A 16,751-nucleotide genomic window follows, 5' to 3' on the forward strand; every position below is an offset into this window, starting at 1 on the left:
TTCGGAGGGGGGGCAAGCCAGCCTGTTCCCGATAGGCTTTGCTGTGACCTGTTTTCATTCTAGGTTTTCCTCTGTCTGCAATTAACAATTGCTGGGGCACGATGTGCCGTCATCTGATGACGGCGGTGTTATTTTCAGGATGTTTGCAATAAAAATCAGTGTTTTTGGTGCAACAAAAAATGGAAACATTCTTGTTGTATAATTTGTTTATTATCTAATAAAAACGCTTGTTTTTGGGTAGATTTTTTGAAAAAGTTGCATTGTTTGCAATGAAACAAATGTTGAAAAATTTAAAGAGGAGCTTACTATTATGGCCGCTACGAGGGGAAAAATGACATTGGACGCAATAGCAGATATGGCAGGCGTATCGAAATCAACCGTTTCCAGGGTTCTGAACGGAGTTCCCGGGATTTCTCTCAAGACCATAAAAAAGGTCGACAGGGTTGTTCGGGAGGTGGGGTATGTTCCCAAGCCATTGCATAACCGGCAGGGAGTGCGAAAACCGTCAAATGGCGCTCGACGCAGTCGTTCGGTTGCTTTTGTTCAGCTGGAGGCAAGTAACCATATGCATGGAACCTATTTTGCCCGGTTAATCAGCGGAGTCAGCCAGGCGCTGTCCGAAAACGGGTTGAATATGGTTTTTGTTCAGATTAAGAAGGGCGATCCGTTTCCCCCTGCGATTCGTGACGGAAAGGTGGATGGATTGCTTCTTACCGGGGCTCACCCGGATCTGAAGACTCTGGAGACTCTTTCGAATTTTCCTTCTGTCTGGCTGTCTTCTTCTTTTGCGGCCGGCGGTGACGTTGTTCTGGTGGGCAATGATGATGTCGGCTTTCTGGCGGCAGAGTATTTGACGGCCGGGCATTTTGATTGTCTGGCGTATCTGAATCCGCTTCCGGCATACGGTGTGTACAGGAATCGTTGTGACGCTTTTGAGCGTATGGCAAATCAGCGCGGAGTGAAGAATGTCATCGGTCTGGAGTCGGCTCAGGAAACCTATATTGAAAATATTGGGTTAAGCGGGCTGGTGAAACTGGTGGAGCCTTTGGTTGAAGATCTTCTTGAAAAGAAAGGTGCCCGTATCGGTTTGTTTATTCCGGATGATATGATTACGGCAGCTGCCTATCCTGTCTTGAGAAGGCATGGGTTCCATCTGGGCAAAGATGTTCAGGTTCTCTCCTGCGGTGATGAAGGTGCTTACCTGCTGGGTTTGGATCCGATTCCTGTGACGATCGATTTGAACCCGGAGCTCCAGGGGCGGCAGGCGGTAGAGCAGTTGCTCTGGAGAATTCAGAATCCCAGCGACAAGCTTAGTTTTCAGTCAAAGATTACTCCGGAAATCATCGAGAGGAAATTTTCATATATATAGCCCGGGCAGCTAATCAAACACAGGGGTAATTATGATATATGGGAAGTTAACGGTAAGAGCAGTTTTGTTGCAGTCCCGGGATGCATGATTCCTGTTGTGTTTTTGTTTAGTTAAAGGAAGGGAGATGAAGATGAAGATTAAAAAGGGTGTGTGCCTGAGGATGATCGTTGCGGGGTTTGCTGTCTGTAGTACAGTAGTGAATGCGGCACCGTTGGTTATTGCCAACTGGAATGATGAAGCTGATCCCGATTATACGGTGGGTGTTCGTGATGCTCTGACGGCCGGGACTTTGCCGGCCCTGACTGTCTTGTCAAAATTCGGAGCCGGGGCGCTGGACCTGACCGACAGTTCGACGCAGATGTCGCTGGAATATGATGGAAACTATTCAACTGACAAGGGAACCTTTGAAGTTTTTATCAATCCTGCAGATGTTGTTGCCGGTACGGGGTATTATATCTATTCCGTGATTTTTGATGCCAGCAATCGAATCTATTTCCGAAGAGAAATGCACAGCAACGGGACTCAGCAACGGCTTTTTGCATATTATCAGTCAGCAGGAACTGCTGCTTATGTTTCAACCACGTGGCTGGATAAAGAGACCGGGCCGCTGGCGCTTGATGAGTGGCACCATATTGCATTGACCTGGGATTTCACCAAGGGCGGAGGAGCTAATGAGCTGGCGATTTACATTGATGGATCCAGGGATGGATATAATGCAGCCGTTCTTGAAGAAGAGTGGGGGAGCGGAGTAGCTCCGACCACGATTGGGATTGGATGTTACGGGACGGCAGCTGTTGCTGCGAGTGCCTACTTGGACAGCATGAAGATTTCGGATGATGTGGTATATTCCGGGGAAAGCGTAACGGTTCCGACTCAGGAATTTGATATGCCCGTTCCGCCGATTGGAAGTCCTTTGCTTATTGCGCATTGGAATTCTACAGCAGACGCAGATGTTGCTATCGGGGTTTCGACCGCTTTTGCGGAGCTGAACAGTGTTCTTCCGGGTATTGTTTCGACTCCTTCCGTTTTGGGCGGCGGTGCCTTGAATTACACGAACGATACTCCAGCGCTGTATTTTGATGCTGCCAATAATTTCAATGCATCTGCTGGAACATTTGAGTTGTTCATGAATCCGGTGGAGGGTGTTGCTTCGCAGAAATATTATATATATTCCATGACGCCAGCCAGCGGATACCGGGTCTATTTCCGGCGCGAAGTGCATTTGAACGGGACTCAGCAGCGGTTGTGGGCCTATTATGAGTCCGCGGGAGTTTCTAAATATGTGGCAACTGCTTGGGAGTTTATGAGCACGGGGTCTCTTGCGTTGGGCGAGTGGCATCATGTCGCCTTTACCTGGGATTTTACCAAGGGCGGGGGAACCAATGAACTGGCGATTTTTATTGATGGATCCCGAGCTGCGTATGATGCGACCGTTACTGCTGAAGCGTGGGTCGACTCGGTGTATCCGGACGGTATGAGAATTGATATCGGGCGGTATGGAACCAGTGCTGCTGACAAACCGGGATCATTCTTTGATGAGTTGAGAATTTCCGGCGTTGTGATGTATACCGGGGAATCGTATACGATTCCTGCAAATGAATTTGATTTCGGGGCAGATCTCGATACGGACGGCGATGGAATTGCAGACTGGTGGGAAACCACATATTACGGAGGTCCTACAAATGCGGTTCCTGATACATTGGCAGCAAGTGGGAGGCACACCAATCTGGAGGCATACATTGCCGGTCTGGCTCCGTGGGAGACTTTTGAGCTCTCTCTCTTTTCAGGCTCACAGACGAATCTGGTTCAGTGGGACGGACGTGAGGGTCGCACCTATTGGGTTTATTCAACACCGGATCTGGTGAATGAAGCGTTTTCGTTCGAGACGAATGTAAGCTGGGAGGCTGCGGAGTTTATTGATCTGGTGAGCTCTAACTCCTCTAAGTTTTATCAGGTTGGTGTAACAAAAGATTGATCGAAGAACTTTTAAAAAAGATGGACGGCATCGCGAGCTTTGCATTTGAGCTCGCGTGCTGTTTTGTCTGAAGCAACTGGCTGCTCGGGGACGGAGAGGTTCTTTCCGTTCCCGGCGAAGCCTTCCTGCAAACTTATTTTATGAAGGGATATGTGGCGTGAAGCTTGGATGGGTAGATCTTTCGGTCTTGGTTTTTTATTTTGCGGTGACGCTTGGTATTGGGGCGTATTTTTCCCGGAAAAATACAGACACAGATGAGTATTTTCTCGGAGGACGTTCTTTTCCAGGATGGGCTTTGGGGTTGAGTTTAGTGGGAACTTGTATGAGTTCCGTCACATTCCTTTCGCATCCGGCGGATGCATTTAAGACATCCATGATTCGTCTAACTATTCTGCTGGCATTTCCCTTTGTGTCAATGTTCGCGGTGTTTGTGCTTCTTCCTTTTTTTCGTCGGGGAACGATCAGTTCCGCATACGGCTATCTTGCCCAGCGTTTCGGTCGGTCTGTGTCGTGCTACGCTGCAGCGATTTTTTTTCTTCTGCAGGTGATCCGTGTCAGCACGATTCTTTACCTGATCTCGATCCTGATCCATTCCGTTACGGGGCTTGATTTCATAATTTGTCTGTTGGCGGCCGGCGGAGTCACGGCGTTTTATACTGTAAGCGGCGGTTTTGATGCGGTGATCTGGACAGATGTGATTCAGACGATCACCCTGATTACCGGTTCGATTATTATTATTGGACTGATTGCTTATAAATCCGACGGCCTCATGCCGCTGATTCAGGCGGCTGCTGAGCATGGAAAGCTGTCGTTTGTGAGGGATCTGAATCCGGTCACTGGTGAGTTGGAGTCGATGAAGAGCGGTTTTTCGCTGACGGATAAAACCTTTGTCATGTTGCTGATTCTGGGGGTTGTTCAGTTCTTGGGCGGGCAGTTTGACCAGACCAGTATTCAGCGCTGGTGTTCTGCGAAATCTCCGGCCGAAGCTAAAAAAGCCATTTATTTCCTGGCATTCGCTGCAGTTCCGATCTGGGCAAGTTTCATGTTCGCCGGCACTATGCTGTGGGCGTTTTTTTATTTCAATCCGGACCCGGCTGTTACTGAGATGCTTTCCGGGGTACGGAAGGCGGAGGAGATCATTCCGTATTTTGTGATGAACTATGTGCCGGCCGGGCTGGCCGGGCTGATTGTTGCGGGGGCGCTTGCGGCGGCGATGTCTTCGTTGAGTTCCAGTATTAATGCGGCAAGTATGGTTTGGGTAGAGGATATCTATAAGCCCTATCTTGTGAAATCCCGGGACGACAGACATTACCTGAAGGTCGGGTTTGCTTCTGCCGGAATCGTTTCTCTGCTTATGGTCGGAGGGGCCTATTGGTTTTATAAGGCCGATGCGAATACCCTGAATGATTTGGCAACCATTATTTCCAGTATCTGTGCCGGTGGGATGCTGGGTATATTTCTGGTGGGTGTTTTGACGCGGTGCGGAGACCATAGGGCTGTATGGCTGGCCTTGGCTGTAAATGCGGTTGTGACTCTCTATATACTGCTGGATAACAAGGGGATTGTCCCGGATCGGTTTTCGTTATCCATCAATCTGTATTATACGGCTCTTGTTGGGAATCTGCTGACATTTTCCGCGGCCATGCTGGCCGGCGTTTTTTTTAAGTCCAACGTGAAGGATTTCACCAACTTGACGGTTTGGGACCAGGAAAAGAAGCCGCTGGTTTAAGAGAGTATTTTGTGCGGGGAGTGCCAGAAAACAAGAAAAGGAGGTTCGATGATGATGTGCGTACAGAAGAGTATATGGGCGGCAGCCATGTTAAGCGGAGCCGGAGTGTTGGCAGAGCCGTTGCTGGTATCGCATTTCGATTCCGTTACGGATGCTGACTATTCGGTTGGTAATTATGTGACTGTACAGGCCGGAGCCATACAGTGGCCGCTGGTTACGTCCATAGATCCAAAATTCGGTGATGGCTGTCTGGATCTTACCGGTGGCACAGCACTGCAATATCATCTCAGGGATAATTTTAATCTCGGGAAGGGGACAATTGAACTCTGGGTTAATCCGCAAGCTGCTGATGCGGGCTCGGATAACTATCTGTTTTCAATTATTAAAAACGGTGCCAACCGGATTTATCTGCGCCGGTCTGTCAGCCAGGATGGTTCGCAGCAGCAGCTTTACCTTTATTTGGCAGTAAATGGGATCTCAAAAACACTGGTTAGTGGCTATCAGGATGTTTCCAGGTTTCTTTCGGTTGGATCGTGGCACCATATCGCAATGACCTGGGATTTAACAAAGGCGGCTGGTGCGGATGAGGTGTCATTATATGCGGACGGAGAAAATCTTGTTGCCGATCGTACTTTGACTTTTGGAGAAGAGTGGGGGGAAGAGCCGTCCAGATTGTCGATTGGATGTTATTCTGCTGTCGCAAAAAGTTACGCGAGCGCATACATTGATGAATTGCGGATATCGGACGATATTGTATACGAGGGATCATCGTATGCTGTTCCGTCTTCTCCGTTTGAAGTTCCAGGAAACTGATGTCGTTAGAGAGTACGAAACAAGAGCAGGGAGTGACATCATTGATCCTGCAGAACCCGTCTCGAAACGATGGGGGAGCCTGATGCGATTGATTCGCAGGCAGAATGCTTAATCTTAAAGACGCGAGCGCCTGTTGGAACCCCTCGAAAGTTCATTCCTGTTGCGCTTGGGGTTGCGTTGATCTGATTGTCTTCAGTCAGCTTTGAGCTGACACCGATTCGCTCGATGTTCCTCAGTGTTTGATTTCCGGAGTGATCGGCGCTTGGCATTTTATCTGGTGCTGCTCGCTCCTGGGGTGTTGTGCCCGGCTGGTGTTTGTGCACGTGTGCTTCGCTTGCTTCTTCACGGTTGTGGTTGAGAGGGGGGGGTAAAAAGAATGGGTGGCAATTTTGCCACCCATTCTTTTTGAGGATATTCCGGTAATGGCCGAACTAGCGTTGGGTGTTATTCCTGTATGGATTTGAGGCGAAATAGAAGTGTCCGTCTTCTGCGCCGAACAGCAGGTCCGGAACTCCGTCGTTTTGCCAATAGACTACCGTTGGGCATGTGGTGTGACCCGTGTACTGTTTGGAAATAATGCATCCCATGTCTTTAAAGACCACCTTATCTTTTGATTGGGAAACATTTTTCAGGAAGTTGATGGTGCGACTGTTGGTTAACAGGTCCAGTTTCCCGTCCAGATCCCAGTCGACAATGACAAATTTTCTTCTTCCGCTTCCGCCGATATCTCTGGCGTTGATCTGCAGTGGAGCAACTGCATTGATATCTGTGGTTTCATCGGGTTTGGGATCGCCGTTCCAGTGAAATTTAGAAATACCCTGTATGTAGAAAATTCTCTTTGGCGGCAGCAGCGAGACCTTGTTGTCGATGACCTTTCGTTCGTACATGGACAGGTACCCTTCGGTATCCAGCGCGATAAGATCCGTTAGACCGTCACCGGAAAAGTCTGCTATCTGAAGGCTGCTTCGCCATTGAGTGACAAACTCTTTTCCTTTCGGAGACCACCAGTTCCACGCAGGTTTCGGGGGAGCGCCCTGCCATTCAACTTCCACGGCTTTCGGCGCGGCAAGTTTCGGGGTGGTTTTGGTGCCGATGTTCTTGTACCAGGTAACGCTTCCCCAGATGTCATTCAGCAGGATATCCGGTAGGCCGTCCATATCCCAATCGGTGACGAGGGGGACGGTGTAGCCCCATTTGGCTTCGCAGGGGCCCTGAATGGATCCGTTGTATCCAGCTTCGATCCGGATGGGAATGTCGTTGGCAGCGAGCGGCTGGGGTACATTCCATTTCGGATTTGCTCCTCCGGACAGGTTTTCAATAAAGAGTATGCGGCCGTTGCTGTCTCCGCAAATGATATCGTCGTCTCCGTCGGCATCCCAGTCAACGCTGTTGGGGGTGGCGAGTACGCCGGCTTTCAGATTGGCTGCGTATTGTCTGATAGGCTGCGGAGGGAGGAAAGATGGGGTTCCGCGGAGGGATGTTCCCGTGTTTTCCAGCAGGCTGACTGTGCCGTCTTCTTCTCCGACAACCAGGTCGATATCGTCGTCTTGGTCCCAGTCGATTGCGGTGGTCCATACCATTTGACCAAAGATGGTGATGGCTTTTCCGTCGTATTTCAGGAGCCGCGATTCTGCGAATTTAATTTCATCGCCTTCGGAAATATTTTCGAAGTAATGGAGTTTATCGAGGAACTCTCCGCAGATGATGTCGTAGTCTCCGTCATGGTCCCAGTCCTGGTAACACGCGGTGGGCCATCCGTAAACATCGATGGGGGTTCCATCGGAAAGCAGTTGCCCCATGTTTCTGTATTCCGGTTTTTCGGTGGTTCCGAAGTTCTTGATAAAGTAAATATACCCATGCTGTTCTCCGCCGGCCCAGGTTCCGTTGGAGCGATAGCCTTCTTCTCGTCGCATGTCGTCAACCATGGCAGAAATCAGGAGGTCTTCCGTGCCGTCGTTGTCCAGGTCAATCAGGGTCCACTGCTGAAAGTGTTGCCAGGGAAAGTCGGGGGTGTAGTCTATTTTCTTCGGTTTCTTGAACAGGCTGTTTCGGAAGTCCGGGTATACACATCCCGGAGTAGTCACGATACTTTGTCCGTTTTCATTGTGGATTTTGACGTTCTTGGCATTGTTTCCGATTCGGACGGGAGGGGTAAGGGCCGGTTTCCCGTTGTTTTCAAGCAGGTAGAGGCCGTTGTTGGGTTTGTCGTAGACTGCAACCAGCAGATCGTTGTCTCCATCTAGATCAAAATCCATTGGGAGCGGCCAGGCTCCGAGGCCGACACCGGCTGCGGTTTCAAGTTCGGGGTTGTTGTATTTAATAATTCGCTCCTGCGGTGCGGGCGGAAGCGGTTTGCTGTTGAGCGGTTTGCCGGTTTGGTAGCGTTTCAGAATGTTTTCTGGATTTGTGTCGATGGCGTGATCGTAGATTGCCACTTCATCCAGCATTCCCAAAAGGTATGGATTCTTTCCGGTGGGTTTTGCCATCTTTCCGATTGCGGCATGGTAGGTTGCCTGTCCGGGGTCAAACTGGAGGTTTTTCCATTTGGTCATTTCCTGGTCCTTCCGGAGAGTGCCATCGACGTATATCCTGGTGGATCTGTTTTGGAAGTCTGCAATGATGACGACGTGCTGCCAGGTATTGGCTTTGTGGAAAGGAACGGTGGCGCAGCTCCATGCTTCTTTCTTTTGGCTGCGCACTGCGGCGTAAAGCTGAAGGTAGTTCAGGTAAAAGTCCAGCAGTACGGTATCTTCGGAGTAGAGGGAGAGAACTTTCTGGTGCTGCAATCCGGCGTTGTAAATCCAGAATTCCATGCTGAGTGCGTGGCAGCCTTTTAGTTTGGTGTGCAGGTCTGATCCCAGATCTATGTGTGCGCCAAGGCCGTTGAATGAGGCGGATTTGTTAGGGGGGTTGCCGTTGGTTTGCAGGTTTTCTTTCGGGATAACGCAGTTGACGTCAATGAATTCGGCACTGCTGTCAGCTTGGGAATCAAAGGTGAGGTAGTAAATCGGGTTGTTGCCGGTGATTAATTCTTTGTATTCCGATGCGTGGGTTGGCGCAAGCAGGCCCAGCAGTGTTCCCGCAATAAGCAGGCTTCGTTGTTTGTGTTTCATGTCCTGACTCCTGTTTGTTGGTTGGTTCTAAATTTGTGGAGCGAACTGTAGCTGTATCTGGGAATAAATTGCAATATCAAACCTGACTGTTTAGTGCAACATAACTTCAAAAAAAGAAGGTTTTTATAAAAAAACACCAGTAAAAAGTGTTTTTTTGGCTCATAATGTTGCATTAAAAGTTGCGTAAAAAATGTTGCGGACAGTCTGTTTGTTTCGTATTTTATTTACAGCGGAAAAATTGCGCTTCGATTTTATTGCGAGATAGGCGTGATGGCTGAGTGCAGTGGGTGATTTCTGCTGCAGTGTGCCTGAGTTGAGGAGTGAGTAGACATTGTAAAAGGGAATTGTTGAAGTCATGAAGTTTATTATTTTAGGAGCCGGATCTCGAGGGTCTGCATATGCAAGACACATTCTCGAAAACAAGGATCGTGCACGGGTGGTAGCTGTTGCTGAGCCCGATCCCGTCCGGCGGTCCAGTCTGGCAGACCTGCATGGGGTCGGTGAAGAAAATCGGTTTTCAGAATGGAAAGAGGTTGCAGAGAAAGACAGGTTTGCGGATGCCGTGGTGATTGCGGTTCAGGATGACATGCATCTGGAATCAACCCTGGCGTTCTTAAAAAAAGGATACCACGTCCTGTTGGAAAAACCATTGGCGCCGAGTGTTGAAGACTGTTGTCGAATCTATATGGCTGCGAAAGCTTCCGGGGTCCTGTTTGCGGTATGCCATGTGCTGAGGTATACCACGTATACTGCAAAGATGAAGACTCTTCTGGATCAAGGGGTTATTGGAGATATTGTTTCCATGCAGCATCTGGAGCCGGTCGGTTATTATCATCAGGCACACTCGTTTGTTCGCGGCAACTGGCGCAACGAAAAGATGTCTTCGCCGATGCTTCTTGCAAAAGCATGCCACGATCTGGACTGGATTCGATATATCATGGATTCGCGGTGCGAGAGCATAACTTCATTTGGCAATCTGAGACATTTCAAAATAGAAAATGCTCCTGAAAACTCTGCCGAGCGGTGTCTTGACTGTGCCTGTGAAACTGAATGCCCGTATTCTGCAAAAAAAATATATATCAAACGAGCTGAGGCGGGAGATTTAGACTGGCCTAACCGTACAATTACCAATGACCTGACGCTGGAGGGGGTGCGCTCAGCTATTGAGACAGGGCCTTACGGCCGCTGTGTCTACCGGTGTGACAATGACGTAGTGGATCATCAGGTTGTTAATATGTTGTTTGAAGACGGAAGGACCGCTTCGTTTACGATGACTGCGTTCACCGATATGGTGGGCAGAAAAACGCGGGTTTTCGGGACGAAAGGGTGTATGGAGGGAGATCAGGATCACATTAAAATCCTGGATTTTCTGACAGACGAAGAGGTTGAAATTGAGACATCTCCCGAAGATTCAACGATTCTAGGAGGGCATGGCGGCGGCGATAAAGGACTGATTGATGCGTTTATTAATGCTGTGGAAACCGGCGATCGGAGCCAAATCATCTCTGGAGCGGAAGAAACCATCGAATCGCATATGATGGTGTTTGCCGCTGAAAGGAGTCGGAGGGAACGCGCGGTTGTAAATATGAGAGAATTTACTGCTGAGCACCTGGAATCTTCCTCCGTGAACGCAGGATGTAAGAGTGAGAAATGACGGAATGAAACGGTTGCTCGCAGGATTGGTTGCGCTGGTTTGCACCTTCAGATGTTTTGCAGAACCTCTGTTTGTAGCAAATTGGGACGACGGCTGCCGGGCGGCTTTTTCTGCCGGCTTCTCCTATCCCCTTTCGGAAGACAATCTGCCGACGGTATCAGATGCTGTTGCAAAATCCGGATGTTCGCTTGCGTTTGCCAACAGCGAATACCTGTCGTACAGCTACGATCGGAATTACAGCCCGGATAAAGGTACGTTTGAAGTGTACCTTCGGCCGACGCAGGCGGATCTCGGGGGGAAATACAACCTGTATTCTGTGGTGGTCTCTGCCGAAAACAGGCTGTATCTGAGGCGGGAGGTGCATTCAGCCAATCCAACGATTCAGCGGTTGTTTGTTTACTATGCTTCTGCGGGAGTGGTCTCGATGCTTTATTCTCCGTGGTCAGACATACGCTCCGGAGATCTGGCTTTGGATCAGTGGCATCATGTCGCGTTTACGTGGGACTTTTCCAACGGAGGAACAGCGAATCAGCTGGCTTTATACATTGATGGGGTTCGGTGTGATTATGAGACGTCGGTTTCGGCTCAGGCCTGGGGAGATGCCGTGAGCCCGGAAAGTATCGAGATTGGTCGATATGGTCAGGTTGTTGGAAGCAGTGTCGGCGGTTATCTGGATGCGTTGCGGATTTCTTCGAGTGTTGTGTATCAGGGTTCGGAGTTTGAGGTGCCGGGAGAGTTTTCGCTTGCTGTGTCGCCCCGGGAAATGGGTTCTCCTGTTTTTATTTCGCATTACAATGAAATGCTGGATGCCGAGTATTCTTTCGGCGATGTCGTTGCCCGGACAGCAACTTCATATCCCGAAATTGTTCAGTCGGAAACATTCAATGGGCAGCCCTGTCTGGACTTTACCGACCCAGCCGACACCCTGTCGTACGGATTCCCGGATAATGTCTCCCCGGAAAAAGGAACGTTCGAATTGTTTTTTAAGCCTGAGCGGTTGGCATCCGGAGAGAAGGGCTATTTTTTCAGTATTATTGAGTCGTATGCCAACCGGTTGTATTTTCGGCGTGAAGCGGACTCTTCAGGCAGAGAACATCTGGTTGTATATTATGCGTCCGATGGTGAGGCAAGAGCGCTGGGAACGACATGGGGGGCTCCGGACGAGTTTTTTGATACGAACCTGTGGCATCATGTCGCATTAACCTGGGATTTTCAGTCTGGATCAGGAAGCAATTCCCTGGCCATATTCCTGGACGGGGAACGGCAGGCTTTTGCCGATAATATCAGTGCCGGTCAATGGACGGTCGAGCCGGACGAAATTGAAATCGGTGGTTATGCCGGTTCCGGTGCGTTATGTGCGGTATCGTATTTGGCCAATCTGAGAATTTCAGATGACGTGATATATCATGGGAGTTCCTATGATGTGCCCGGGGGGCTGTTCCCGACGCATCTGACGGCGGACATCGACCAGGATGGTTGGGTTACAGAAAAGGACTTTCTTTTTCTTAATGAAAATTATAGCTGTCTTTTAAATCTACTGGATTTCCCTTATATGCCGGCAGGTCGCCTGAACACGACCTGTATGCAGGATTCGGACTGTTTTATTTTTGATGAATTGGCTTCTTCGAATGATGTGGGCAGCATCACCGAATATGCTGCCTGTATTGTACAGGATAAACCGCTGGCCTATTATCGCTTTGAAGGAGATTTTGCCGATACCGCTGATAAATCGGGACGAAAACAGCAGGGCGCTCAGACCGCCGTCAGCAGTGCCGCGGTGCTGGATCGGCCGGAATTGTTTTCTCTAACCAATTCTCAGACCGGGGACTCCGTTGCCGGGTTCAATGGGACTGGGGCGACAATTGGCGTTCAGCGAAGCCTCACGAAAAAACTGGCCGGAGCGTCTGCAATCAGCTTCGAAACCTGGTTCAGGAATTGGGATCTTGAGCCTCAAAAAATGATCAGCCTGTATATAGAAGGAAACATCGGGTTTGAGGTTTATCTTAATAATGGAATTTTGGGTGTTGCCGGAAGAAGCTGTCCGGATGATGATTGGAAGAATGCAGTCATTTCTTACGAGAGTACACTCAAATGGCACTATCTGGTTGCGATTGCAGATTTTGAGCACTCACAGATTCGTATCTATCTGGATGGAAAGGTATCTACCTTTGAGATCAGCGGGTGGACGCAGCAGACCTATCAGCCGGATTCGTCGGGTCTTACGGATACAATTGGAGGCCGGGCATTTGGCACGGATTACAGTTTTTTTGGTCAGATGGAGGATGTCGCAATCTATGGCCATGCAATCGATGAGCGGGATGGCGGTTTGAATATTCTGGAGCGGTTCTACTTGGCGGGAGGAAAAGAGGTCACAGACAAGAAGAGTCTGTGTCTGCAGGCGGATGCCGAGCGGTTGCTTTATAACAACCCCGAAGGAACCTTTACCGTCAATCTCGGTGCCGGGTACGGGCCGGCGCCATTGCCGATGGATTATGACAATGATGGGGATTATGATCTGCTTTTTTCAAACCGCGATGTCGTTCATGATGGATTATATTTTGCGAATAATCCGGATGGGAATGTCCGTATGCCTGTTTTTGATCCGCCGCAGTATGTGGGGCCGATGGTTGCTGGTGCAAAAGTGACTTACATCGACGGAGTGGAAAGGCTGCTTGCCCAGAACCGGGAATATACGGATTTCCGAAGTTCGGCGTTCAGCACATACAATACCATCGGCTATACTTATGAGTCCGGATTTGATCTGGATCAGATGGTGCAGTGGGTGAAGCTGGATTTTGATCATGATGGTGACAACGATCTGATGATATCGGGCGGGTACGACGATATGCAGCGCTGGCTGGCCTATGATTCCAGCGGGAACTGGCTCGGCGGAAAAATGCATGGGCACATCTACTATGTTGAAAATACTGGGTCCGATTTCTCGCCGGTATATGGTGCGGCCGAGAAGCTGCAGGCTGGCGGAGAAACGATTGATGTGTATGGAATGCCGACGGCCAGTTATTGCGATTGGGACAATGATGGAGATATCGACATCGTTACCGGAGAATTTCTGGATACATTTACCTATTTTGAGAATACAGGAACTCCGGCCGTCCATTCTTTTGCTGCAGGCCGATTGCTAAGCCATAACGGAGAAACCATTCATGCCGATGGCGAAATGCTCTGGACCACGGCTATCGATTGGGACAAAGACGGTGATGTGGACTTGCTCGTCGGCGAAGAGAGCGGATTTATTGCCCTGATGGAAAATACCGGCCAGTTTGTTAATTCGACGCCGGTTTTTTTGCCGCCGACTTTCTTTCAGCAGAAACCGCATCAAGTAAAAATCGGTTCAATGGCAACTCCTTGCAGTTATGATTGGGATGCTGACGGGGACGAAGACCTTATTTGCGGTGATGGCTTGGGGCGGATCTCTTTCATTGAAAACCTTGACGGGGGAAATCCTCCTGCCTGGAACAAACCGGTTGCGTTGGAAGCCGGCGGACAGGAAATACACATTCAGGCCGGCGACAACGGCTCGATTCAGGGGCCGTGCGAAGCCAAATGGGGATATACTGTTCCGGTTGTGGCCGATTGGGACCATGACGGGCGTCAGGATATTGTTGCCAATGATGTGTGGGGCCGGGTGCATTGGTATCGCAATGTCGGTACGGCCGAGGCACCGGTGCTGGCCGCTGCGCAGAATATTACAGTCGATTGGACAAACGGAGTTGCGGTGAAACCGGACTGGATTTGGTGGGAGCCTCAGGACCGGCAGCTGGTTACGCAATGGCGTACAACACCCTTCGTCTGTGATCTGAACGGTGACGGGTTGAATGATTTGGTCATGCTGGATCATGAGGCGTATCTCGCCTTCTATGAGCGGTATGATGCAGACGGTGAGTATAAGCTGAAAGCCCCTGAACGGATTTTCATGTCTGATGATCATCCGTGGTACCGATGGCAGGATAATGCCCCGGCACGAGTCGAAGTTGCGGGAGACGAGCTGAAGTTGAATGAGCGGACGCTGGGTGCCAGCGGTCGGCGGAAGTTTGTATTGGTCGACTGGGATCTGGACGGGAGGCTGGATTTGCTCGTCAACAGCGACAGCATTAATTTCTTCAAGAATGTTTCTGAAGAATCCGGACAGTTTCGTTTTAAGCACATGGGCAATGCGGTGACCGGCACATATGCAGGGCATACCGATTGTCCCACGGTTGTCTATTGGCAGAACGACGGGATTCCAGACCTGCTGTTCGGGGCGGAAGACGGTTGTTTTTATCTGGCTCGCAATCCCTACCGGATGGCGTCTCAGTGAAATTGGAATGAAAGGTAAAAGGTGTTGATGAGTATGAAAGTTCCATTGAGTGGCATTGTTCCTCCGGTGGTTACTCCCTTGCTGAACAGGGATTCATTGGACGAGGAAGGTTTTGAAAAGCTGGTTGAACATATTCTGGCTGGCGGAGTTCACGGACTGTTTGTGCTTGGGACAACGGGGGAAGCTCCGTCCCTTGGGTATAACGTTCGAAGCGAGGTTGTTTCCCGCGCCTGCCGCCAGGTGAACAAAAGGGTTCCGGTGCTGGTTGGAATCACGGATACGGTCTATTCGGAATCTGTTGCTTTGGCTAAAAAAGCGGCCGATTGCGGAGCGGATGCAGTGGTTCTTGCTCCACCTTATTATTTCTCTGCGGGGCAGCCGGAATTGATTGAGTATGTTCAACACATGGTTGAAGACCTGCCGCTGCCGCTGTTCCTGTATAACATGCCGGGCTGCACAAAAATCCATATGGATCCGGAGACCGTCCGGCATTTGGCGCAGCTGGATAAGGTGGCCGGCTTGAAGGACAGCTCCGGAAACATGGTATATTTCCATAAGTGCAGAGAGCTTCTGAAAGATAATGACGATTTCAGATTCCTTGTGGGGCCGGAAGAACTGTTGGCCGAGAGTGTTCTGCTTGGGGGACACGGGGGCGTCTGTGGCGGTGCAAACATGTTCCCGCAACTTTATGTTGATCTGTATAACGCCGCAAAAAGCGGTGATTTGGCAACAACTCGCCGGTTGCATCAAAAGGTGATCGAGATCAGCAATACGGTTTACCGTGTCGGGAAGCACGGTTCGAGTTTTCTGAAGAGCGTTAAAACGGTCCTGAACCTGATGGGCATCTGTAATGATTTTGTTTCTGAGCCGTTTCATCGTTTCCGAACTTCGGAAAGGGACATTATTCAAAAATTATTGGATTCATTGGAAGTATAAGACGCATAAGGAGTTTGCAGTGAAACGAGTATTTGTTGGGTTGTTTGTTGGGACCGTGCTGGCTTGCGGGTGCTGTGCGGATTCATTGGGCGGTGCCTCTGCCGAAAAAATGAGTGATGCGGTGATTCCGACTTCCAAAAATTATGACTGGTGGACGGAGCGGCATCAAAGTGTTCTGGACCGAGTCAAGCAGGGCAATGTGAACCTGATTTTTGTGGGAGACTCCATTACCCATTTCTGGGAAAACGAAGCGATTCGTCCCTTCGACAAGGCGGGGAAAGCTGTTTGGGACCAGTATTATGCGCCGCGCGGATCTGTGAACATGGGCTTCAGCGGAGATCGCACGCAGCACGTCCTTTGGCGCCTTCAGAATGGCGAGATCGACGGAATCTGTCCCAAACTTGCGGTTTTGCTGATTGGCACAAACAACAGCCACATCAATTCTTCTGAGGAGATTGCTGCAGGGATTCAAGCAATTGTTCATGAGCTGCGAACAAGACTTCCGGAAACCAGGGTCCTGATGCTGGCGATTTTCCCTAGAGGCTCGGCGGAGCAGCGTGTGAAGGGGAACCGGGGCCCGGCTGCATTTAATGATGTTTGGGCGCTGAATAACAAAGCGAGTCTTCTGGCTTCGGAGCTCGCCGATAACGAGATGATCTACTATCTGGATATCAATCATATTTTTCTGGATGAAAACGGCATGTTGAGCCGGGAATACATGTCCGACCTTCTCCATCCGAATGTCAAAGGGTATGAGCGGTGGGCTGAGGAGATGGAGCCGACAATTCAGAGGCTGTTGTCAGAATAAATACACGCTCCCGCTGTCAGGCCAAGCGTTGTACGA

The 16,751-nt window shown here is 49.9% G+C and carries 9 protein-coding genes; 8 read left to right on the top strand and 1 reads right to left on the bottom strand.

Annotation, left to right across the window (positions count from 1 at the left end):
* Positions 1-310: 310 nt before the first annotated feature.
* From GT409_RS06140 to GT409_RS06155, 4 genes are all read left to right on the top strand, one after another.
* A complete protein-coding gene (locus tag GT409_RS06140) occupies positions 311-1,369 on the top strand; it encodes a LacI family DNA-binding transcriptional regulator (RefSeq protein WP_160627963.1) in 1,059 nt (352 codons plus the stop codon).
* Positions 1,370-1,499: 130 nt separating this feature from the next.
* The gene (locus tag GT409_RS06145) at positions 1,500-3,344 is read left to right on the top strand and encodes a LamG-like jellyroll fold domain-containing protein (RefSeq protein ID WP_160627965.1); all 1,845 of its coding nucleotides are present in this window, start codon (positions 1,500-1,502) and stop codon (positions 3,342-3,344) included.
* Between the two features lie 205 nt (positions 3,345-3,549).
* Positions 3,550-5,073: a sodium:solute symporter family transporter gene (locus GT409_RS06150; protein WP_269845002.1), complete on the top strand. Its 1,524-nt coding sequence runs from the start codon at positions 3,550-3,552 to the stop codon at positions 5,071-5,073.
* Positions 5,074-5,121: 48 nt separating this feature from the next.
* Positions 5,122-5,886: a LamG-like jellyroll fold domain-containing protein gene (locus GT409_RS06155; protein WP_160627969.1), complete on the top strand. Its 765-nt coding sequence runs from the start codon at positions 5,122-5,124 to the stop codon at positions 5,884-5,886.
* 431 nt (positions 5,887-6,317) lie between these two features.
* On the opposite strand, the gene GT409_RS06160 is transcribed toward GT409_RS06155, so the two are convergent.
* Entirely contained in the window at positions 6,318-8,999 is a 2,682-nt protein-coding gene (locus GT409_RS06160) for a LamG-like jellyroll fold domain-containing protein (RefSeq protein ID WP_160627971.1), read from the bottom strand.
* Between the two features lie 355 nt (positions 9,000-9,354).
* Between GT409_RS06160 and GT409_RS06165 the strand changes: the two genes are divergently transcribed.
* The 4 genes from GT409_RS06165 to GT409_RS06180 are packed head-to-tail and all read left to right on the top strand — an operon-like array spanning position 9,355 to position 16,715.
* Positions 9,355-10,653 (top strand): Gfo/Idh/MocA family protein, encoded by a 1,299-nt coding sequence (locus GT409_RS06165; protein WP_160627973.1) that lies wholly within the window; start codon positions 9,355-9,357, stop codon positions 10,651-10,653.
* A gap of 4 nt (positions 10,654-10,657) precedes the next feature.
* Positions 10,658-14,971: a LamG-like jellyroll fold domain-containing protein gene (locus GT409_RS06170; protein WP_160627975.1), complete on the top strand. Its 4,314-nt coding sequence runs from the start codon at positions 10,658-10,660 to the stop codon at positions 14,969-14,971.
* A 27-nt stretch (positions 14,972-14,998) separates the two neighbouring features.
* Positions 14,999-15,907, top strand: a complete 909-nt coding sequence (locus GT409_RS06175) for a dihydrodipicolinate synthase family protein (protein ID WP_408647954.1) — start codon at positions 14,999-15,001, stop codon at positions 15,905-15,907.
* Positions 15,908-15,926: 19 nt separating this feature from the next.
* Complete coding sequence (locus GT409_RS06180; RefSeq protein ID WP_160627979.1) at positions 15,927-16,715, top strand: GDSL-type esterase/lipase family protein; 789 nt, start codon at positions 15,927-15,929, stop codon at positions 16,713-16,715.
* Positions 16,716-16,751 lie beyond the last annotated feature (36 nt).

The organism is Tichowtungia aerotolerans, assembly GCF_009905215.1.
GTDB lineage: Bacteria > Verrucomicrobiota > Kiritimatiellia > Kiritimatiellales > Tichowtungiaceae > Tichowtungia > Tichowtungia aerotolerans.

Bases quoted from the DNA above. Each gene is read 5' to 3' on its own strand.
- GT409_RS06165 (WP_160627973.1), top strand. From the start codon at position 9,355: ATGAAGTTTATTATTTTAGGAGCCGGATCTCGAGGGTCTGCATATGCA.
- GT409_RS06175 (WP_408647954.1), top strand. From the start codon at position 14,999: ATGAGTATGAAAGTTCCATTGAGTGGCATTGTTCCTCCGGTGGTTACT.
- GT409_RS06160 (WP_160627971.1), bottom strand. From the start codon at position 8,999: ATGAAACACAAACAACGAAGCCTGCTTATTGCGGGAACACTGCTGGGC.
- GT409_RS06145 (WP_160627965.1), top strand. From the start codon at position 1,500: ATGAAGATTAAAAAGGGTGTGTGCCTGAGGATGATCGTTGCGGGGTTT.
- GT409_RS06140 (WP_160627963.1), top strand. From the start codon at position 311: ATGGCCGCTACGAGGGGAAAAATGACATTGGACGCAATAGCAGATATG.
- GT409_RS06155 (WP_160627969.1), top strand. From the start codon at position 5,122: ATGATGATGTGCGTACAGAAGAGTATATGGGCGGCAGCCATGTTAAGC.
- GT409_RS06170 (WP_160627975.1), top strand. From the start codon at position 10,658: ATGAAACGGTTGCTCGCAGGATTGGTTGCGCTGGTTTGCACCTTCAGA.